This is a genomic window from Maribacter sp. X9, assembly GCF_048537565.1.
Lineage (GTDB): Bacteria > Bacteroidota > Bacteroidia > Flavobacteriales > Flavobacteriaceae > Maribacter.
Genome location: NZ_CP183215.1, coordinates 1,746,682 through 1,769,902, shown reverse-complemented (window position 1 = coordinate 1,769,902; position 23,221 = coordinate 1,746,682). Strand labels below are relative to the sequence as shown.

General features: G+C 39.3%; 14 protein-coding genes. 3 read left to right on the top strand and 11 right to left on the bottom strand.

Features of this window, described 5'->3' with window-relative positions; translation table 11 throughout:
- Positions 1–20 precede the first annotated feature (20 nt).
- Positions 21–3,221 (top strand): CHAT domain-containing protein, encoded by a 3,201-nt coding sequence (locus tag ACNR9Q_RS07450; RefSeq protein WP_419213978.1) that lies wholly within the window; start codon positions 21–23, stop codon positions 3,219–3,221.
- A gap of 90 nt (positions 3,222–3,311) precedes the next feature.
- Here the strand turns inward: ACNR9Q_RS07450 and ACNR9Q_RS07445 are convergent, their stop codons facing one another.
- The 6 genes from ACNR9Q_RS07445 to ACNR9Q_RS07420 all read right to left on the bottom strand — a co-directional run bounded on the left by ACNR9Q_RS07445 (position 3,312) and on the right by ACNR9Q_RS07420 (position 13,730).
- Entirely contained in the window at positions 3,312–5,153 is a 1,842-nt protein-coding gene (locus ACNR9Q_RS07445; protein WP_419213977.1) for a metallophosphoesterase, read from the bottom strand.
- Between the two features lie 22 nt (positions 5,154–5,175).
- Positions 5,176–6,309 carry a CehA/McbA family metallohydrolase gene (locus ACNR9Q_RS07440; RefSeq protein ID WP_419213976.1) on the bottom strand — a complete coding sequence of 378 codons (1,134 nt, stop codon included), beginning with the start codon at positions 6,307–6,309 and terminating at the stop codon, positions 5,176–5,178.
- 115 nt (positions 6,310–6,424) lie between these two features.
- Complete coding sequence (locus ACNR9Q_RS07435; RefSeq protein WP_419213975.1) at positions 6,425–6,745, bottom strand: Ca2+-dependent phosphoinositide-specific phospholipase C; 321 nt, start codon at positions 6,743–6,745, stop codon at positions 6,425–6,427.
- Positions 6,746–6,954: 209 nt separating this feature from the next.
- A complete protein-coding gene (locus tag ACNR9Q_RS07430) occupies positions 6,955–8,712 on the bottom strand; it encodes a RagB/SusD family nutrient uptake outer membrane protein (RefSeq protein WP_419213974.1) in 1,758 nt (585 codons plus the stop codon).
- A gap of 14 nt (positions 8,713–8,726) precedes the next feature.
- Entirely contained in the window at positions 8,727–11,696 is a 2,970-nt protein-coding gene (locus ACNR9Q_RS07425) for a SusC/RagA family TonB-linked outer membrane protein (RefSeq protein WP_419213973.1), read from the bottom strand.
- 249 nt (positions 11,697–11,945) lie between these two features.
- Entirely contained in the window at positions 11,946–13,730 is a 1,785-nt protein-coding gene (locus tag ACNR9Q_RS07420; protein WP_419213972.1) for an alkaline phosphatase, read from the bottom strand.
- A gap of 227 nt (positions 13,731–13,957) precedes the next feature.
- Between ACNR9Q_RS07420 and ACNR9Q_RS07415 the strand changes: the two genes are divergently transcribed.
- On the top strand, positions 13,958–14,188 hold the full coding sequence (locus tag ACNR9Q_RS07415; protein ID WP_419213971.1) for a hypothetical protein: 231 nt from the start codon (positions 13,958–13,960) through the stop codon (positions 14,186–14,188).
- 1 nt (position 14,189) lies between these two features.
- On the opposite strand, the gene eutC is transcribed toward ACNR9Q_RS07415, so the two are convergent.
- The 3 genes from eutC to ACNR9Q_RS07400 are packed head-to-tail and all read right to left on the bottom strand — an operon-like array spanning position 14,190 to position 17,630.
- Positions 14,190–14,942: an ethanolamine ammonia-lyase subunit EutC gene (eutC, locus tag ACNR9Q_RS07410; protein WP_419213970.1), complete on the bottom strand. Its 753-nt coding sequence runs from the start codon at positions 14,940–14,942 to the stop codon at positions 14,190–14,192.
- Positions 14,939–16,309, bottom strand: coding sequence for an ethanolamine ammonia-lyase subunit EutB (locus ACNR9Q_RS07405; RefSeq protein ID WP_419213969.1), 1,371 nt, complete (start codon positions 16,307–16,309; stop codon positions 14,939–14,941). The genes eutC and ACNR9Q_RS07405 overlap by 4 nt, the downstream gene beginning before the upstream one ends.
- Before the next feature lies 1 nt (position 16,310).
- Positions 16,311–17,630: an amino acid permease gene (locus ACNR9Q_RS07400; RefSeq protein WP_419213968.1), complete on the bottom strand. Its 1,320-nt coding sequence runs from the start codon at positions 17,628–17,630 to the stop codon at positions 16,311–16,313.
- A 308-nt stretch (positions 17,631–17,938) separates the two neighbouring features.
- On the opposite strand from ACNR9Q_RS07400, the gene ACNR9Q_RS07395 reads away from it, so the two are divergent.
- Positions 17,939–20,374 carry a glycosyl hydrolase family 95 catalytic domain-containing protein gene (locus ACNR9Q_RS07395; RefSeq protein ID WP_419213967.1) on the top strand — a complete coding sequence of 812 codons (2,436 nt, stop codon included), beginning with the start codon at positions 17,939–17,941 and terminating at the stop codon, positions 20,372–20,374.
- 144 nt (positions 20,375–20,518) lie between these two features.
- On the opposite strand, the gene ACNR9Q_RS07390 is transcribed toward ACNR9Q_RS07395, so the two are convergent.
- Together ACNR9Q_RS07390 and ACNR9Q_RS07385 are read right to left on the bottom strand one after the other, a co-directional pair.
- Positions 20,519–21,616, bottom strand: a complete 1,098-nt coding sequence (locus ACNR9Q_RS07390; protein WP_419213966.1) for a sulfatase-like hydrolase/transferase — start codon at positions 21,614–21,616, stop codon at positions 20,519–20,521.
- 7 nt (positions 21,617–21,623) lie between these two features.
- A complete protein-coding gene (locus ACNR9Q_RS07385; protein WP_419213965.1) occupies positions 21,624–23,213 on the bottom strand; it encodes a fibronectin type III domain-containing protein in 1,590 nt (529 codons plus the stop codon).
- Positions 23,214–23,221 lie beyond the last annotated feature (8 nt).

The window sequence follows — 23,221 nt, the reverse complement described above, 5'->3', positions numbered from 1 at the left end:
TGGGCAAGGATTTAGCATACATGCTTCTAGTACTTGCTTTTTTGCTACAGGCACCCGTTCATGCCCAAAAGCAGCATCCCACACTACAAAAATTAGACAGCCTCATTGCTATGGATGCGTTCGAGGCGGTTCAAAACAGTATTGAAGATGAGGTAATCGCAGAAGTGAAAAATTCTGACCTTAACTTGGGCATGTTGATATATCCCCTCGCCAAAACAGAATTTCTGCTCGATAACCAGACCAATTTCCCGAAGGCGCAAAAGCTATTGAAAGAGTTAAACACTGAGTACCAAACTGATTCCGTTCGATATGAAGCCCTTTTGGGGCTCGGCCTTGCCCATATCGATCAGGGGAGTGTTTTTCAGGCGAACGACTACATTACCCGCGCCTATTCACTTGCAGGTAAAATGCAAGATATTCAAAGAAAAGTAGCCTCAGAATTCTATTTGGGCGAGGTGGGGCTAAAACTTGGGGAGATGGATCAATTGGTGGAACGGACCGATAGTGCTCTCCGGTTGATGGTAGAGTATCCCCATACTAAGTTCCGTTTAGCACCCAGAATATTAAATTACAAGGGTTCGCTCATGCACTTTATGGCAAAACCTGATAGTGCCAACTATTATTTTGACAAGGCCATTCGTAGTATCGACTCTTTGGAAACTGACCCTGAACAACGCTATTACCTACCAGGCACTATTTACGGCAACTGGACCATGGTAAAACAAAGTGCGAATGACCATAAGGCCGCGATGGCACTTACACTCAAGAGCATTTCAAAGTTCAATGACTTCTTGCAAAGCGCCCATAACCACCCCTTAACGGAAAAAGTAAATGGCAACCTTTCCATCGCCTACAGGAATCTTGGGAGTCTTTACAACGATCTTGGTGACCATGAAAAAGCCATTCAGATAGCCAGTATCGGGTATACACATGCAAAAAAGCACTTTTTGCCCAATACGGTTCAATATTTCAGTGCCATACTAATGCTTGGTGAAGCACATCTTTATGCAAAAAATCAGCAAAAGGCAAGAGGACTTCTTAAAGAGGCCGAAGCATCCTTGATCTCAATTCCAGGAAACAATTGGTCATATGCAGCCAATTTTTATTTTACCATGGGAGACCTTGAAAAAAGAGAAGGGAACTATTCAGAAGCCATCACCAATTATAAAAAAGCCCTCGAAGCCTATAGTAAAAGTAGCCCTGACGAATTTAGCCAAAACATCATCTATGCCCGGTCCAATCTGGCCCAGGCCTATGCCGAGAACCGACAGTACCATGAAGCGGAAAACCTTCTTGAAAGCACCTATGCTCATATAGTTGAGACCTATGGGAGCGCAAGTTACCTGGCCAAAATGATACAGCTCACCAAAGTAAGGATTTACTTTATGAAAGGTGATTTTCAAGAAACAATCAATCTTTGCCAACAACTATTGGATTTGTACGGAGACCGTGACAATTTATATCAAAGACCCTATCTGTGGAGTGAACAGACCGAAATACTCATGTATCTTGCCAAGTCGAAACTGCGATCGTTGCCCAATACCCGAGAAAACCTTGAACAAATTGCAAAGATCATTGACGATGCAATAGCACTTGTTGAAAAGCGCAAATCTTTGGTCACCTCTCGAAACGGAGTCAGTCATCTCATAGAGAATAGCATGGAAGCCTTTAACATTGCTAAGAAAATTAATGTCAAGCTTTATCGGAAAACTCAGGATAAAGCCTATCTTGAAAAAGTCATGGCCCTGCACGAATCGTCTATTTATAACCGTATCAGGGCACGGTTAAACCTTGCCGACAACACCTTTGTACCCAACGATATTAGGGAAAGGGGAAGTAAGCTTCGTAATCAAATAAATGTTTTTTTTGAGAATGGGGAAAACGACACCCAGTTCAATGTGGCAAAATGGGATTCCCTAAATAGATCATGGCAAGACCACATGCAATTCCTTCAGAAGGAGCACCCACATTATTACAAGATGAGGTATGCCTCAATCGTGAAGCCTCTTAAGAACTTAAATCAAAATATAGCACCAAATACCACGCTGGTAAGATATTTTTCAGACGGCGATGATCAATATGCCTATGTTTATAGCGCAGATGCGGTCAATTTGATAAAATTGGATCTGCTCAAGACATCTTGCATTACATCTATTTCAGATTATAGTACTGTCGGCGATGAACTTTTTGATTGTCTTTATCAACTCTACCAAGTACTGTGGAAACCACTAGAAAGCCTTGTACAGACAGAAAACGTCATTATTTTTCCTGATGGAAAACTTTTTAACCTGAGTTTTGAACTGCTTACTCCAAAAAAAATAAATTCAACCAAAGACCTGAAAACAAGCAGTTTATTGACTAAACATAATATATCTTACAATTATAGTCTTTTCATGCTTGACAAAAAGCAAAATGAAATGGGATATAAAAAAGACTTCGTTGCTTTTGCACCCGGCTTTGATGAAAAAATGAAGACGCATTATCAGATGGCCATCACTGATTCCCTTTTTTTAGATAAAGCCTACCTCACTTTATTACCACAGCCGTTTAGCTCAGAACTTGTGGAAAAATTCAGTAGAAAGTTCGAAGGTCGTTCATTTTTGAATGAAAGAGCCTCTAAACAATTGTTCAAACAAAATGCCAAGGAGCATAAAATCATCCATATTGGCACACATGCCGAATCAAACAATGTTCGCCCCGAACTTTCACGCTTAGTATTTGCCAAGAATATTTCGGATTCCGGGAGCATAAATGACAATTATCTATATACTTACGAAATCTACAACCAGAATCTGAGCTCGAACCTCGCCATATTGACGGCATGCGAAACCGGAAAGCCCACCTACCAGCCTGGAGAGGGAATGATTTCATTGGCACATGCCTTTAACTATGCAGGAAGTGAAAGCGTTTTGACCAGTCTTTGGCAAATCGACGAAAAATCAAGCACCCAGATATTGGAAAATTTTTACGGCTATTTGTCTAAAGGGCAACCAAAAAATGTGGCACTCCGATTGGCCAAACTAGATTATTTGGAAAAAAGTCAAGGACGCAGCTTACATCCACAATATTGGGCAGGACTCGTTTTGATAGGCGATGCTTCTCCCATCCAACTATCCCAAACACATTTTTCATATGTCTGGTTCTTAATAGGTGCCCTGATAATCATTTCTACGATCCTATTTTTTTTAAAAAAGAAAAACGCTGATAATGAGTCTCATTAACGTGCTTCATTTTTTAAAGTAACGAATATCAACACAATCAACAAGATGCCCAAAACACAATGTATCGGCAGCTATTTTTAGAAAAACAATTCAATAAGCGATATTAAAATCTATAGCAGGATCCCCGTTCATTTGCTTTTGGAAAATGCGTACAAATTGCTGTAGTTGTATCAAAGAGGTATTTTCAATGTTTTCCATAAGAGCATTGAAGAGGAATTTATAAGCTCTCAGTCGCTTCTGTTCCACATCCTTTAGTGCCAACTGATCTGCGTTTCGAAATCGATAAAAATCAAAAATGAGATCTTGCCCGCTCCAACTTTCAAAATCGGACTTTGTTAATTGATTTTTCTTCAATAATTTCAAAATTTTATTTTCAGAAAGTTTTAAAGATATCGGCTCGTCCCCGTTCCCATTTTTGGAATAGGCACGTATCAATAATTGCCAACCGCTTATATTTACGAATTGCTCTTTCAAGCCATTGGGCCAATCGCTAGGCAAGAAGCGTAATCTAACAAGTTCCTTTAAATGGGTGTTGGCAAACTCTATATAGGTTTCAGAAGTTAGAATACTCGCATCCCATAGTCCTTCGGAAAAATTGGATTCAAGAAATCCATGTTCCATTTTATATAGATCAAAAAATGTTGTGAAATTTGGAACTGAATCCAACGCAATGGTTTCAATTGAAATACCCTCATTTTCTTTTATGGTCATAATTTTATAGCCCGGTGGATACGCCGCCAAAGAAGGAGTCTGAATATTTACCAAAGTATTTCCTTTCTTTGTGGTCATTATTCCCGTATCATTCAAGTGCATATGTCCACCAACATGTACTTTAAGTCCTAAATCGGCAAAAATTCGGCCTACCTCTTCGCTGGGAACGCGATATGCCTGAAAACTATTTTCACCAAAAAGTGCCTTCATCTCGGCTGTTGCGCCATCGTTAAAATCGATCATGGGATAATGGCTAAAAGCAATCAAGGTCTTCCCTAAACGTTTGGCTTCTTTGACTAATTTTTCAGTCCAATCAATTAAATACTTTTTGTGTAGTAGAACCTCATTGTATCCTATGCCCGCTCCATTAAAACCGGTGCCATCTGGTTTTGGAACGTACACATTGGCATCCAATGCCAATAACCAGATTCCTTTTACGGGCTCGACCAAATAACTGACATCAGGTAGCATCCTGGCAATTGAATCAAGGTTATAAGTTCGCTTATCTAAAGATGAAGCAGCTATAGCGGATTCAAAATCATAGTTTTCATAATTGTACCTAGAAAAAGGCGTTTCCCAATAAACATATTTTTCGTTGGGAAAAAAGCCATGCATTTTAAGCTCTTCGACGATACCCTCGTAGCCCCATTCTTTAATATCCTCTAATACCAATGTAGGGCTTTCTTTTTTTAAATCAGAGCGATACATTCCGTTTTGACTCATGATCGGCTGTGCCATACCGTTATTGCCCAAAAAATCGTTCTTTCCGCCGTCTTTACCAAAAGGACGAGTGGGATCATGGTTGCCGTTGATCATAAAAAAGGATACTCCTTGGTTTTGAACATAGCTGCTCATGAGTTTGTTCAATCCCTTAAGGTGCAAGGGCTGCCCATCATCACTAAAATCACCGGGTAGTACGATTAGTTTAATGCCTCGCTTTACCGCATCATCTAAAGCAGCTTTAAAGGCAAAATAATTTTCATTGAACAGGCGGGTGGAATGTAATTGTGCCGCCATGGATCTTATAAGCACTTTTTCACCATTTTCGAGCACTGGCAATATATTTTCAGGAATCCCTTCAAGATTTGGATACACATCTGCAAAATGGACATCTGCCACAAAGGCGATTTTAATATCTTTCCCTTGTGATTGTACCAGTGTGCAATAACCCATGAAAACTATAAGGAAACCCCGTTTTATTTTCTGTTTGACCCCGATCATAAGTCTGGTTTTTAGAGTACCGTTAAAATTGAGGATTAAAATTAAAATAAATGGGATTTGATAATGCGACCATATTGCCGCTCATTCCCATCGAACCAGGCACTTGTGGGTAAGAAGTGATAGGGCCTTCTACGGTGACCCTGTAAAAAGTACGTTCCGATGGATCGGGGGAGTCGGTGAACTCGACAATTGGTGAGTCTTCTTGTAGCTGATATGTACCGAACTTGCTCCCGTTCTTAATTACCGTAATGGTATAGGAAGAATTCTTCTTATCCACTCCTACTAACCGAACCTTGAAACTAACAGGTTTTTGAGGTGCCTTGGTATTGTCTCCCATCATGACATCCATTTTTCCATCCGCATTCAAATCGGCATAAAATTCCACACGCGGTGCATACGGATTGGCACTTATGGAAACACTGCCGTTAGTAATCGCATCGATGACCGATTGCGCTGAATTCGATTTGGCATATACCCATGTCGTCGGTGTGCCAATATAACTGAATCTAGACCTAGCCCCTTCCATTGTTATGGAATCATTGGCCGAAAAGAAACCGTGATGGGCATCACTACCACCACGTCCTGTTAATTTTCTGCCAGATGACAGCATATCATCCCAAATCATTATTGCATTGACATTTTTTGACCAATCAGCAGAATTCCACACTTCTATAGAATTTATAATGTCAAAGGAATATCCAAAATGATCTTTACCGCTAGGATGGTTGGCAGACAAATGGATTCCCAATTCATTTTTCACCCTTCCTATCACAGTATCCCTTAAATCTCTGACGTTATATAAGCGTTGGTGATCATAAGGTTTGGCCGAAAAAGTATTTCCGTGTCCACGTGTAGTGGTCCATTCTGCACCATATAAAACCAGAAGGGAATCCTCTGATTTGAAATCTGGATCTGCCCATGTATGATGAGCAACATCACCTGAAACATGATTGTCATGATCCGTGATGGCAATAAACCCAAAACCAACGGACTTTGCATAATCAAGTATCTTGGAAACTTCATGGTTGGTAGATTCTTTACTATGTCTAGAATGTACATGCAAATCTCCCTTTAACCAAGTACCATCATTTAAACTTTGCTCTTGCTGGCCCTGAACATTGGTTAAGCTAAGTGATAGAACGGTCATAATTACCATAATCGACCTATTTAGCAAAAAACAATTCTTTAGGAAATGTTCTGTGATTTTTAATTTAGGATAAAAAATTATCGAAGACTTATTATGTATGTGTAAACTCATTATTCGTTTAGATTTAGTTCTTGATTTTTTCATAGGTACCATTTTCAAAACTAACCTTAAAATCAGATTTGAACAGGGTACTCGGTATATAATAATCAGTCGTAATAATTTGAGCCCCAGAATATTTAGCCTTTTCAAATCTATTATAATCATTATTCCTTGCCTCTTCTGTACCTGAATCTGCCCGCGTACGCACCATAAATCCTAAAGCTACCAGACTTTTAATTTTTTCGGAATTTTTGACAGGGTTCTTTTCAACCAGACAGTTAAAAAATGGTTTTTCAATAGCGATAATATAACTATTGTCACTACCAATTACCTGAATATAATTCAACTGTATTTTATTTTAACCATTTGTATTCTGGTTCGTCGTACTAAGAAAAGGTACAGACAAAAGGAGTACCATAAACCTATATAAGGTTTTCATAGGATTCGAATAAAGAGCGTATCCCCTCTATTAATGAATTCTTTAGTTTCAAATAGATTTTAATAAAGAAGGCAAGAAGTTCTATTCTTGCCTTACTCATTAGATGTTTTATTGGTTTAGTATCCTTTGTTTTGAACTAGAAAACCATCTATACCAGAAGCCCCATCAACCGCACTTTGTGGAATTGGAAACAATCTATGGTTTACATCAGTATCCGTTTTATCGGTCCAACTATCTTCATAGGTTCCAAAACGGATTTGATCCGTTCTTCTAAAGCCTTCCCAATACAATTCAAAACCACGCTCACGGAACAAGATTTCCAAATCGATAGAAGTTAGGGGTGCAGGAGTTTGATCAGGGCGAGCAGTTCTGGATGTTCTAACCGTGTTTACATCTGCCAATGCACCAGCATTATCTCCATTCCTTAATTTCGCCTCTGCCCTCATTAAATAAATTTCAGCCAAACGCATCAATACGATATCTACACTACTATTATTGTTACCATTTGGCGAGGTACGACTAAATTGATATTTAGAAGGACGATAACCCGTATTATGCAATGACCCTTCATTGGTAAAGTTCACCTCTAATGTGTGGTCAACATACCCTACATCCCTGGCAGGCCCATTACCTTTTGTTTGCCTTACCGGTAAAATTTTAATGGTGCCATCATCACATTTAAGAAATTGTCCATCCTCACCTTTTCTTGGACCCCATTGAATACCTCGTAAAATACCTCTATCCATTTCAAAAGCAACGTCTTGTACACAATAAAAACTATTGTCCGTTTCTGTAGCCAAAAGTTTTTCGCGCCCAGCCAAGTCAGCCAATTGGGCCTCTGGAACAATGGTATTTCGTTGATAAAAACGCGCATCTGCATCTGCAGGATCTACATCACCGTAAGCATCTACCCATGTTTGATAAAAATCTGATGTAATGGCAGGACCATCGGTACCATCAGCACTTGGCCACTCTGGTCTTGGATACATAGAACCGGCTATAGGCCAATAGGCCCATCGCATATGTTCTCTTTCTAAAACACCTCTTTGATCCAGTGCGAAAATCAACTCTGGATTGGTATGATTGTCATCATTGAACAATTCAAAATATTCTGCCGATAAAGAAAAATTCCCAGAAGTAATAATATTATCAGTATACGTAATGACCTCATCCATATCTTCTTTTGTGAAATTCGGTGTACCGTAAGGGTCACGGTATACTGCAGCGTTTAAGTTTAATCGGGCCAATAATCCCCAAACCGCAGATTGCGTCATTCTACCAGGACCTCTATTTGTATTGATTACATCCACAACGGACAATAACTCATTCTCTATGTAGTCAATGGCATCTTGGGTTCTTAAAACCTCTGACAATTGATCGGCAGATTCCTTTTTAAGTACGATTCCCCAGCCATCTAGCAATAACATATTCAGGTATGCACGTAGTGCCTTCATTTCATATAAAGCTCCGGCAGCCTCCGTATCACCGTTTTCTGCCAAGGGCGTCAATACCTCGATAGCGGCCAAGGTTCTAGAGATGTTTGTCGTAAGCTCGTTCCATCCACTAGCGACCAAATCATTGGTCGGCGTAAAGTTATGGCTATGTGCCGCCAAAAATTTTCCACCATCGAACCAATCGGACCCACCACGATACGGTAAAATAGCCTCGTCTGAGGGTATAAGCGTTAAACCATAGTAGTTGGTATGTCTCCAGGTCCACGAAACGTAACCATAAGCAGGGGCTATTGCTCCACTGATCACTTCCGCTTGTGCACCGGTTAAGGATTCATCTATCAATTCTTCTTCTAAATCCGTACAGTTCCAATTCAATAAAGAAGTTAGGAACAAGGATGTAATTATTAGTTTATTTTTCATTTTATAGCTGTTTTTTAAAAGGATACATTAACGCCAAACAATACCGTTCTTGGGGAAGGATACGTATATCTATCGATACCGAACGTTTGGATACCATCTATTTGATCACCTGTGTTCACTTCTGGATTGTAGCCAGAATAATCGGTTATCAAAAACAAGTTTTGACCGGTCAACGTGAAACGAATAGCATTCACGTAATCATCCAATCCGATTTTACTTGCCAAAAGGTTATAGCCTAACGTGGCATTGTTCAATCGTAGGAAGCTACCATCTTCCAAGTAACGGGTCGACACCTCATTAGAATTACTATTATCCTCATTCGGAAATTGAATGGCAAAATCGGTTGTATTCAGATTTCTACTTAATTGGCCTCGAGAAAACGATGACATTGCGGTATGATTATATATTTTATTACCCGATACGCCATTAAAGTTAAACCCTAAATCAAAATTTTTATAATCGAACTTTAAATAGAACGCATATAACACATTTGGCAAAGCACTACCAGCGGCAATACGATCATCATCCAATACTTCACCATCACCATTAACATCTCTATATTGGTTTAAACCATCATCACCAATACCGATAAAATCTTTCATATAAAATGTACCTACCGATTCGTTGTTCAAGTAACCGTTTATGGTTGCACCAGTTTGACCTGAACCTTGTGCAGCACCGGTTGTAATTATAGCAAATGGCGAATCGGTCACTTCATTATCGTTAAAAGAAACATTACCTCCAATATTCATATTGAAGTCTGTACCGATTACGGTTCTATAATCCAACGCAAATTCTACACCCGAGTTATGGATTTCCAAGTTATCGAGATTGGTCCATATTTTTTCAGTGGGTTGTATAGGGTCTACTCTATTGGCAAATAATACCACATCGGTAGTTACTTTATTAAAGTAATCTAACGTACCAGTCAACCTATTATTGAACAGTCCGAAATCCAATCCAATATTGGTTTGTGTAGCCACTTCCCATTTTAAATTCGGGTTAGCTGTTCGAGCAGGTACCGTTCCGAACGGATACCCATCTAAAGTCGTAGCACTATCATCTAAAGGATAGGTATCGTTATCGGCCTTACTATCTATATAACTTGCCAAAGATACCTTGTTATCTATACCTTCTTGATTACCGGTCTGGCCCCAACTTGCTCGTAATTTTAAATTGTTGACCACAGTACTTTCAGATAAAAAGTTTTCTTTACTGATATTCCAACCTAAAGCTACGGACGGAAAATATCCATATTTATTATTTGCCCCGAATTTCGAAGAACCATCGGCGCGCATAGTTGCCGTTAATAAATATTTGTCCTTGTACCCATAAGTCAATCTACCAAAATAGGATTGTAGTTCATTTTTCTCTCCTATGGAAAAAAGGCTAGTTGGAAACTCTTGACTACTTATTTGATCCTGGTATCTTGGGTCGATATCATTATCCGCAAAGCTTTCCAATTCAAATCTCTTTTGTTGGACAAATACCTTCTGAAAAGAGTGGCCTAACAAAAAGGTAGCACTATGGTCCTCTTTATTAAATACGTAGTTTAACGTATTCTCGACCAACGTATTTTCATTAGTGGTTATCCACGAGTTCAAGTACCCTTGGTTTAAATCTTCTAACAAGGCATAAGGTGCACGCTCCTGATCACGATTTGTAGAGGCATAATCAACCCCTAAATTCAATTTATAAGTTAACCCGTCTATAATTTCAAAGGAAGGTGAAATATTCGCTAAAATTCGATTACTATTCGACTCATCTACATAAATCTCGTTCCGAATTAATGGATTCAGTCTATTATTATCTAAAAGAGTTGGTTGTCCATTGGTATAAATTGGTACTGTAGGGTTCAACTCTAGCATATCGGTTACCGTACCTCCGGCATCCGGTCTGTTGTTCAACGTTCTTGAAGCCGTTAAATTAAACGCGACATTCAGACGATCATTCAACGCTTTTTGGTTCATGTTCAATCGACCGGAGTACCGTTTCAAAGAACTGTTCTCAAATATACCCTGTTGGTCATCTACACCTACCGATGCAAAATAGGTTGACTTTTCAGTTCCTCCACTCATAGAGAAGTTCACGTTCTTGCTAATTCCAGTTCTGGTCAATTCATCTTGCCAATCGGTATTCGCACCACGATCTACCAAAGTACCTCCAACGGCAGGAACTTGTCTTCTAAATTCATCTGCAGAAAACACATCTATTTTATTTGATAATGTTGCGAATGCCGTAGAAACGGAAACATTCATTTCCGTTTTGCCCGCTTTACCTTTTTTAGTGGTAATTACTATTACACCATTTGCAGCACGTGCACCGTAAATTGCAGCAGCAGACGCATCCTTTAACACATCCATAGATTCGATATCTTGTGGATTGATAAAGTTTAATGGATTTGAGGCCGTACCGGTAGAGGTGTTATCGATTACAAAACCATCTATAACAAATAATGGTGATGTACCTGATCTAAAACTACCAACACCACGAATAACGATATTCTGTGAAGAACCTGGCTCACCACTTACCGAGGTAATGTTTACACCGGCAATTTTACCTTGCAAAAGCTGACCCGGGTTGGCTACCACCCCTTTGTTAAAGTCCTCACTTTTAACCGAAGCAATAGAACCGGTAACATCTGATCGCTTCTGGGTACCGTACCCAACCACAACTACATCATCCAATTGTGTTGCATCTTCCTTTAATTGTACGTTAATCGTTGTTTGCCCATTAACAGGAACTTCTTGTGTTGAATATCCCAGATAGGATATGACCAATACATCATTGGTATTAGCACCAATCACATAATTTCCATCAAAATCTGTGGTGGTACCGTTACTCGTACCTTTCACTTGAACAGTCGAGCCCGGTAAAGGCTGCCCGAATTCATCAGTTACCACTCCCGAAATATTGTCTTGCGCCCACAACATAGAAGCAAAGCCAAATACGCAGAAATGCAGTAAAAATTTTAGTTTTTTCATACAGTTTGGTTTAATAAAAATTGATTAAGACTTGTTAGATAAAAAATTAGTTTGACATGATTACCAAAGTCAAAGTTTCATTTTCAAGCTGCAAAAGTAGTTTTAGCAATAGTATTTTTTATTAAGTAAAAATGACCCTTGCATTAGGAAATCATATCCGAATATAAACAATATTATTAAATCGTTAAATTAACGTTCGAAATTTGCTTTTAAAATAAATAAGTGGTATTAAAAATGAGACTATTTCTATCAGTCAATTTTTAACACCTCCATTATTTTATGAAACACCTCATTGTTTTCGTAAACACCCTGAAACTCTTGAGACATCGGACCGTATGCAAATATTGGAACCATCATTGCGGTATGGTCATGTGTGGTAAAATCTGCTTCGATTTCATGCTCTACCAAATCACCCTGGGGTATTGTCAATCCGCCTGTTTCATGATCAGCAGTTATAATGACCAGTGTGTGTTTATCAGCATCGGCAAATTTTAACGCTTCGGTAATTGCCTTGTCAAAAGATATGCTTTCAGAAATGACTCCGCTAATATTATTGACGTGACCGTAGCTATCAATCTTAGCCCCTTCTGCCATTAAGAAAAAAGGCTTTTCCTTATTATTAAGAAATGCAATTCCATTTTTTGTGGCAGACGCCAATTTTTCAACATGATCGGCTAATGATGCTTCATCACTATAATTCAACCATGACCCGACTTTTTCATAAGAACTACTCCTGATTGCATCAATATCATCTATCATCCTGAAGCCTGCATCCTCAATATCTTTAACCTCAGCAGTTCTCTGAGCAATGAATAATTTTAACTTATTCTTATTCAAATCTTCGGAAATACCCTCTGTCATACCGCGATCAGTGCGATGCGCGTAAAATGATGCCGGTGTGGCACCGGCGATATCATCTGTTGAAATAACACCTGTATTAAACCCTTTTTCAGAAAGAATTTCGGTAATGTTTGGTAACGGTTCTCCGTTCTTATCTGTGCCTATAGCCCTATTATTTGTTTTCTGTCCAGTAGCGATTGCCGTACCTGCGCCAGCTGAATCTGTTGTGAAATCATCGGCAGATTGCGTTTTCAAGAATCCAATACTTTTTAACTGGGTAAGAGAAAGCTCCCCATTATTCGCCAAAGTTGCAGAAGAAATTTGAGTAAGTCCGTTACCATCACCAATTAACAGAATAACATTCTCAGGTTTTTGCCTTTTCTTATCCGACTCAAAAGTTGGTCTATACACTTTCGAAAAAACAGTATTGCGAACCACTCTTTCATCTAACGTATTTACATATGAAACACACTCGTTTGGCATATCTGTGTTTATAAAATCAACACCCATGGACATAAAGGTTTTCCATGCCGATTTAGAATCGGGTGTCGCCCAAAAGCGAAATGGCTTATTTAACGCATGCGCTTTTGTTATCACCTTGGTTACCCTTTCGAAATCGTCAGCAGTTAATCTACCCTTCCCGTTCCATTCCGAATAGTTTGTAAAGCTCAAACTTACCATTGCAATTTTATCTAAAACATCAGTATCTGTAACCGTATCTATACTTTGGTAATCAAAAAAGATGAACTTCGGATAATTCACATAATTCGATAAGGCTGGTCGATTGCCAGAAATAACGATTGAAATTTTTTCATTATCTCTAACCATTGCGTAGTCGTTTAGAGCACTCACAATAGCATTGAGTGTGGTTATTGCATCTGACTTTACATCAACTAATAATTGTAATGATCTATTTTTTAACTGACCTAATTCTATAACCTCTTTTAGGGGCTCTAGATACAACCTTTCTAAGGTTCTACTCTCATCTGCCTCGCTTAAGTCATGTGCCACTAACAATTTACCATCACGCAAAAACACATCTACCTCAATAGATTGCACTTCAGCCGAAAAGGCCTTCCAAAAGGGTATATTCTGTTTATAATCATTATGAGAGTGTACTTTATAATTTTGGGAAATACCGGCACACAATCCTAGTAGAAAAAAGTATGCTGAAAGAAATAATTTAGATTTCATATTAAAGTCAGTAAATAAATTATTATCGGTTAATTAATAAAAGGCTATATAATTTTCAAACCTAAGTGTAATCTTATAAACATCAAATTTTAAATATAAAAATCATGTCCAATTCAAACTAAGGTCAAGAAAATATTAAATTACACGAATTTTACTGATATCTATTATTAGAAAATCGTTTACAGAACCGCTTTTTTATTTATTTTTGACTTCTACCAAAACCGACCATGACCGAGAACATAAAATCCATGTTCAGTAAAATGAACGATGAAACCCGTCAAGAAGCATTGGAGTGCCTTAGGGTAGAGTTCCATCAGGATAGTACTAAATCCATCAAAAAAAATTGGATTATTGGAGGTAGAATTCCAGAAGAACATCAAGAAAAAATAGTACACATTTTTCAAAATCTTTTACGCACCCAAATCTACAGGGTCAACGAAATTAAAGTGAATTTCTAATTTACTGCGATTTCTTATTTTCAAGAATATCCCCTATTTCAATTTTGAGGTCGACACCACTCAGCTTTAAAGCGAAAGAGCGGTTGATTAAATACTTCAGCAACGTTGACCCTTGTATGGCGCTCAATCCATCTGCATGGATGTTCGAGATACAATTACGGCGCTCATCCGTTAATCCTAGTTTAGGTTTATAGGTCGTATAGACACCCATACTTTCTGGTGATGAAAGTCCGGGACGCTCCCCGATCAACACCGTTACAAAATCGGCCCTGTATAGTTCTGCCACCTCATCGCCGACAGCGACCCGACCTTGTTCGACTAAAGCAATCGCCACTTTATATTTTTTCGTTATCTCGGGCAAGATAATCCCTAAAAGTTCACAGGCGTATTTGTTTACCGCCGTAGCCGAAAGTCCATCGGTAATTACAAAAATGATATCCACTTTCTCAATGTCGGTATGATTCGAATTGAGTTCCAATCGGCGACCTAAATCGGGGCGCTTCAAATACTCCAACCTATCCTGGGCTTTACTTTTAAACACCTGACAAGGAACATTTAATTTAGCACAGGTTCTTTTTAGGTCTTCTACGTCCAATTCGGTGACTATCGCATCCTTCGCCAAGGCATGCGCATGTTTGAGTGCAAGCACTTCGCTTAAAGGCAAACCCGTACCCACATTGCCCAACGAAACCCTAGCTTTGGTAAATTGCTTTAGCTTTTGCCATTGATCCGGTATTACGATTTTATCGTTCATAAGTTCGCTAAAAGTTTGTGGGTATCTTCTATGTTTAGCCTGTTTCCGTTTTCATCCATAACACCCATTTTCAGCAACCAAGCTTCAAATTCAGGCGCAGGTTTTTTCCCCAATACCTTTCTCAAATACAGCGCATCGTGGAAGGAGGTAGATTGATAATTCAACATGATATCATCAGTACCGGGCACGCCCATAAAAAAATTACATCCGGCAACGCCCAACAAAGTCAATAGGTTGTCCATGTCATCTTGATCTGCATCGGCATGGTTCGTATAACAAACGTCCATTCCCATGGGAAGTCCCATCACCTTGGCACAAAAATGGTCCTCCAATCCTGCGCGGGTTATTTGCTTTCCATTGAATAAATATTCCGGACCAATAAATCCTACCACTGAATTCACCAGTAAAGGGTCGAACTGTCTGGCGACCGCATAGGCCCGGGCTTCCATCGTTTGCTGATCTACGCCATGATGCGCATTGGCCGATAAGGCCGAACCTTGTCCGGTTTCAAAATACATACATTGATCACCCACCGTTCCTCGACCCAATGCCAACGTAGCTTCATGTGCTTCTTTCAGCATATTCAAATTGATACCGAAAGAGCTATTCGCCTTTTGAGATCCGGTAATGGATTGAAAAACCAAATCTACCGGGGCCTTTTCCATAATCTGAAGAGCAGTGGTTACATGGCACAGTATACAGCTTTGGGTAGGAATCTCGTATTTTAAACGCAAATCCTCTAGCATATTGAGTAGATTAATGGTTACATCTGGACTATCCGTTGCAGGATTGATGCCAATAACCGCATCGCCACAGCCATATAACAATCCATCAATCGTACTGGCCAAAATCCCCTTTAAATCGTCCGTAGGATGATTGGGTTGTAAACGTACCGACACATGTCCTTTTAAGCCTAAAGTATTCCTGAATCGTGTGACGATCTCGATCTTTGAGGTTACGGCAATCAAATCCTGATTTCGCATCAATTTGGAAACCGCGGCGACCATCTCTGGTATAAGGGCATTTTTAACTGCGCCAATATCTTGACCCGTCGTAGTATCCTTCAATAACCAATCCCGCAAATCACCAACGGTAAAATGGGAAATTTGTTCAAAAGCTTTGGCATCGTGAGTGTCCAAAATCAATCGGGTGATCTCATCTCTTTCGTAAGGAACAATAGCCTCGTTCAAAAAGACGGTCAACGGTAATTCACTTAGTACATACTGGGCCGCGATGCGTTCCGCATTCGTAGATGCCGCCAAACCCGCCAAAACATCACCCGATCGGTGCGGACTTGCTTTTGCCATGACGGACTTCAAATCATCAAAACGATAATTCAGGTTTCCCAATGTAAATCGATATGCCATTTTAGTTCCTTCGGATTAAGAATACATAGACCAAACTGCAAGCAATGAAAATGATAAAAGCCTGAAATTGTAAATACGCAAATGCGCCTATACAAATTAGGGAAATTAAAACTGCTACCCACGCGTTAAATGTTGAAAAATTAGAATTAAAATCGGTGTGCTGGTATAACATATTTTCGGATGTCGTCGATGTAATTACGGAATCCATTTTTCGTAATTTCAAAAGGGAAGCACTAACCACCAAATACATACACACCGCACCAAAGACAGAAACTTCAATTAAAAATCCGGTTTGGCTACTCCAGATGGCTATTAAGCTAAACAGAAAAACCAAACTGGAAGCAAGAACCCTTTTAGAAATCCTATCAATCTTTATCATCGGCAACAACGGTTCGAGTTGTGTAGTCGCCGCAAAGGCAATACCCTGTAAGGAAGCAATGAGCCCGAACAATCCAATAAACGTAAATAACTGCACCAAGAAATTTTCCTTGCCCAATATGAGAGCCATAGAGGCCGGCATAGGGTGATTTTCTTCCAATATCCCTAAACTCTCTGGTAAACTCCAATCGATGCCGCCTGCCGCCAAAACAAGGACCAACAAGGCAAGCGTCAGCAGTGTAAAAAAAGCTAAATTATAACCTCGGGTTATGGTTTTCCGGAAACCTTTTCGGTCTATTGAATTGGTCATTAGCGATATGCCCTCAATGGCCAAAAACAACCAAACGGCATAAGGAATGGCGGCCACAAAACCTTGTAAGTCCAAACTTCCCACTCCAGAATTTGCCAAATTATCAAACTGAAAAGAGCTTAGAACAGCGCTTTGATAGAGAAATAATTCTGCAATGGCAAGTAGGGTTAACAGTATCAAAAAACGCACCCCTATGTGCATTTCAAAAAGATTGATGATGGAAAAAAACAACAGAAAACCTGTGGCTATCCAAGGGGATAGCGGTAAATCGTCCATCAAAAATCCGAGGTATTCACCTAATGAACTGGCGATGGCCGGCGTGGCGAACAAAAATTCAAAAAGAATAGTCAAGCCAATAAAATTTCCCCATTTTCTACCAAATGCTTTTTCAACATAGGTATGTGGCCCTGTAGCATCTGGATAGACGCAAGCTAATTCGATTAAATTTTGGACTAACCCAAAGTACATTAATGCCGCAACGGCAACGGGCGCAAAAAACCATAAGGGTCCCGTAATCGCCCACCCTAAATTCCAGCCAAAAGATTCTCCTGAAATGACCATTCCAACCCCAACGGCCCAAATAGCAAAAACTCCTATTTTTTTTGAACTGATTTTTTCCTCTGAAACTTTCATTTTTTGTGAATTGATTGTATAGAATTATGAAATCCTATTCCTTAAAAATAAAATATATAATTGGGGATGCGCCTTTGAAACCGCTTAATTATAGGAGGTCCTCAAAGAAGTTCGAAATCGTTAAAAATCAGACAACTTTTCTTGTAACCCTATAAAATAATAAGCCTCATCTCGCAAATTTATTGAGTAGCCAAAGATGTCTTACTGTTCTCTTATCGAGAAAAGTTCAAGCTATAAAACCTCGTGCTTACTAATGCAATCAATATTTATAATTAGATTTGAATCGTTTGTCTAATGGGTAAATGAAAATGAATTTGAACATATTAAAGTTGATACCAGTATTAATTGTCCTGATCATTTGTGGATGTGGCAATAAGAAAGAAGAAGATTACAACAAAAGAGATTTAAAGCTTTGGTATGAAAACCCTGCCGATTATTTCGAGGAATCTTTGGTGCTTGGAAATGGCAAAATAGGGGCTTCCATTTTTGGAGGAATAGCTACCGATAAAATATTCTTGAACGATATCACCCTTTGGTCAGGGCAACCTGTAGACACCACCATATCTATTGACACTAAAGAATTTATCACCCAAATAAGGGAAGCATTGAACAAGGAGGACTATAAAAAAGCGGATAGCCTCCAGCGATTTATACAAGGCGATTATTCCCAATCCTATGCTCCTCTCGGCACCCTCTTTTTAGATTTTGAACATGAAGGGAATACTTCGGCCTATCGAAGGGAATTGAATATTTCAAAGGCCGTTTCGACTATAGATTATAAGGTTGGGGAGGTAGCGTACCACCGTGAATATTTGGTTTCCCATCCTGACAGCCTCCTTATGATTTCCTTGGATGCCAATAAAAACAATGCTCTAAATTTTGACCTTAGGTTTGAAAGTTTATTAAAACATACGTTATCCTCAAAAAATGAGGTATATATGGCAGACGGTTATGCACCCTACAATGCTGAACCTAGTTATAGGGGAGACCTAACAAATGCAGTGCAATTTGACAAAAACCGCGGCACACGCTTTTCGAATTATGTAAAGATCAAAGAAACGGACGGTGATGTCTCGGTAAATGAAAACGGAATTCAACTACGAAATGGTAGCCATGCGGTTATCCTCGTGGCCATTACCTCTAGTTTTAACGGTTTCGATAAAGACCCGGTGAAAAATGGAAAGGACAATAAAGCCATAGCCCTGAAAAATTTAAAGAACGGATTAGAAAAATCGGTCAAAACTATCAAGAACGACCATATTATGGATTATCAACATCTTTTTGATCGCGTTTCCCTAAACCTTGGATCATCCATCAACAATGAACTGCCCACAGATGCACGATTGATAGCCTATACAGAAGGTGCAAAAGATTCTGGTCTAGAGGAACTTTATTTTCAATTCGGCCGGTATTTACTGATCAGTTCATCTCGAACCATGGGGGTACCGGCCAATCTCCAAGGATTATGGAACAGCGAACTTCGACCTCCGTGGAGCAGTAACTATACCGTTAACATTAATGTTGAGGAAAATTATTGGTTAGCCGAAAATACAAACTTGTCAGAATTACACCTTCCCTTGCTTACTTGGGTAAAAAATGTCGCAAAAACAGGCGAACGATCCGCCAAAAACTATCTAGGAATATCCGAAGGATGGATGGCCTGTCAAAATTCAGATATTTGGGCCATGAGCAATCCCGTTGGAGAATTCGAGGGAGATCCAAATTGGGCCAATTGGTATTTAGGTGGCGGATGGCTGAGTACCCATATATGGGAACACTATTCTTTTTCGAAGGATGTTTCATTTTTAAAAGAGTACTATCCTACCTTAAAGGGTTCAGCACAATTTTGTCTCAATTGGTTGATAGAAAAAAATGGTGAACTGATCACCTCACCTTCTACCTCACCTGAAAATTTATATATCACTGAAGATGGCTACCAAGGAGCTACTTTGTATGGTGCTACCGCAGATCTTGCGATTATTCGTGAAGTTTTTCAACAAACCATTAAAGCGACCAAAGTTTTAGGGATCGATACGCCATTTGCCAAAAAACTGGAACAGGCTCACGCCAAATTACGACCTTATCAAATTGGTGCAAAAGGAAATTTACAAGAGTGGTATTATGATTGGGAGGATGCCGACCCTCAACACAGGCATCAATCCCATTTGTTCGGTCTCTACCCTGGGCATTCCATTTCTACTGAACTTACGTCCAACTTTGCAGAGGCTTCTAAGAAATCGCTTGAAATTAAAGGTGATGAATCTACGGGATGGTCAAAAGGCTGGAGAATCAACTTATGGGCCAGGTTGAAAGACGGGAACCACGCATACAAAATGTATCGTGAACTATTGAAATATGTAGATCCCACAGGTGAAAACCCTAATTATAGTAAACGCGGGGGAACCTATCCAAATCTTTTGGACGCCCACCCTCCGTTTCAAATTGACGGAAATTTTGGAGGGGCTGCAGGTGTTGCAGAAATGTTGTTGCAATCCACTGAAACTAGCATAGAACTATTACCTGCCCTACCCGATGCATGGCCTACCGGTTCTTTTAAAGGATTATGTGCCAGAAGCGGATTTGTTATCGATGTTTCTTGGGAAAATAAGAAAATAATCGATTTTAAAATCTTGTCCAAAGCCGGGCAATCCTGTAAAATAGCCTTCGGTGAAAAAGTAATTGAGTTTGATACAGAAATAGGAAAGTCATATCACTTTGACCAAGATTTTAATTTGAAAAACTGACCTTCATTTGAGAATCCTGTAAAACTAATCGCAAAAAAATAACCGATGCATGAGACAAAATGCACCGGTTATTAAACTAACTCAAACTAACTCCAAACTCACGCAAAGATGCGGTCATTTATTAACTTCAAGTTTAATTAAATATCAAGGAAACTTTAAATCCAGTGCTTTTCCGGGCATGGTTTTAGAATCGGTTTTCAAATTCAATATCCCCATGATAGTAGGTGCGATTTGATTTGTATATAACTGTTCTTCACCTACCTCGCCCGTAGCTTTTACCTCAGGGCCTAATAGTGCCATCCATGTTTGGTCTCCTCCTTTAACCTCTGTTCCATGATCGGTCCATTTAGAACTTTCCTCAACCCCTACACCTCTACCGTGGTCTGTTGTAATTATAAAATAGGTGTTGTCTTTATAAAAAGGGTCATTTTGTACATATTGCCATAAATCTTGTATTAATTTATCGGTATTGTTAAGCGATTTGATGTAAAAATCAAAAAGGCCCCCGTGCGCAAAGTCATCAGTCTCGCCATATGAGATATAAACCACTTCAGGGTGATTCTTTTTAATATACTCCTTTGCAAAATGATGGGTGAACACATCTAAACGAACACTCTCCCAAAGGACAGGTGCCTGCCGCTGAATCTCGTTCAAAAATCGTTCTTGTTCATTTAAATCTCCAGTAGCATCCATATACCCTGCATTTACCGGAACACCACTACGTTTATCGTTTATGATGTACGGAAAAACATCCCAGCTGGCAAAGGCGGCCACTTTCCCCTTGTACTGCTTGCTATCATTGGCAAGTTCCAGCAGGGTCTTATTTTTATTGTAGATTTTGCTATTACTATTGATATTTTCATCATCTGCTTTTCCCGTCAAAATCTCGTTATAGCCCGGATAGGAAAATGCCATTGTGTTGGTCAAGTTGACTTTACTTCCCTTAGTTCTATTACCGTGCAGTTGTCCTTCTTTGGCAATCGTATTCCAAAAGAAAGGCATTAATAAGGTTCTGTTTTCTTCGGTGGACCTACCTACGAATTTTTGCTTCAACAATTTTTTTTCATGGGTATATGGACTGTTCAACAATACCGTATCTATTCCTGTAAAAACATCTTGCCAGCGTACACCATCCAAGCTGATTAAAAATACATTGGGGCTTTTGTCTTTTTTTTGTTGGGCTTTCACAGGTATGGAAGCCAACAGAAGGGTGATCATTGAAATTTTAAGTATTGTTTTCATTGGTATTCTAGTTTTTAGTTTTAAATGTTTGTGTGGTGGACCAATCGCTCCAATTCAAATGTTGATCGCGGTAGCGCACCCTCCAAAAATAGGTAGTATCTGGTACTAACCTTTTGGTAGGTTCGTCCGTAAGGTCGTCATCTTTTTGTCGATCTTCTTTATAATACCAGTTTTCTGATTGTTTCCAACTGTCTAAAACCAGTTTTGAAAAATCATCGGTTGTAGAAATTTGCCAATTGGAAGCTGCATGGTAAGCGTCGTTAAACGTACTTTCAAAAGGTCCGGCTTTTAGCATTGTTCCCTCAAAATCAATAGCATCACCCGTAGGAGAAACCGCTACCGGCACCTCGGGTTTATGATCATTTGCATAAATGGTAATTTCATCAGTTTGTTCGTTTTCCCTAAAAACATCTTCGTTACCACGACTAATTCGCCGAATGGTAAACTTAGGATTCTCTTCGTTACCATCTACCTCGACCATAACAAAACCATATTCATCTTGGGTTACGGTAAATTCGTCATAATCCCTTCCTTCAAATTCACCCCAATTATCAATAGCCCCGCCAGCTGTCGCTACATTGATCCACAAATGTTTATGATCTTTCGATTGCCCGCGGGAATACCCATGTGTATGTCCGAAAAAATGTAAACTGGGTTTTCCCGTTTCCGTAGTAAAATTCTCTAGCATTTTCACCACTTTTCCGGTTGACGCTTCTTCTCCAGGAATCCATAATTCAGATTTATGCGGATGGTGCAACTGTGCAAAAACAAAATCAATATCCTCATTCTTCGCTGTTTCCTCCAATAGATTTTCAAGCCAAACATACTGCTCCCGAAGATCCCTATAACCTTCATTAGAGTTCAAACCAATGATACGGGTATTCCCATAATCTTTATACCACCAGTGCTCGGCAAAACCAGGTGTGCCGTTTTTAGGGAGGCTGAAGTATTTAAAATAAAAACTAGAATTACGCTCATGATTCCCAAGTACGGGATAGACCGGCACCTCAGAAAACAACTTTTTTCCCGGTCCGAAAAAATCATTCTGCCATTCCTCATAATTACTACCCCTATCGACCAAATCGCCAGGAATCATTACCAATGCCAAATCATCTGGCAAGTCGTTTCCATACTGTTGTTTCAAGTACGGAATAATTCCTTCGTTTACTATTTCCTTAAACTTATCAGGATTCTGATGGTCCTTTTGCATATCGCTCATCGCCAAAAGGTTGAACGACTTATGGTCACTCGCAAAAGGAGGTGTTTTAAACTGAAAAATATCTGAAACTAATTTCCCTGTCCGTACCCTATAATAATAATCTGTAAACCGTTTTAAATCGGCAATCTTTACTTCATGGATACGGGAATCGGTAAAATTGACATCAAAAGCTTTACCCACTTGCTTTCTGCCCAATTTTTGGGATTCGCCATATTCAACTACACTTTCCTCTCCGTAAGAAGTCTGCCACATAATGGTTATTTCATTAGGGCCGGCATCTTGTAAATAAGGATGTACGGTAAATGTCGGTTCTTTGTGTTGCCCTATACAGAATATGCTTGTTAGGGTGGTTAAAATAAAAATACTTGTTGTTCTCATAATCTGTT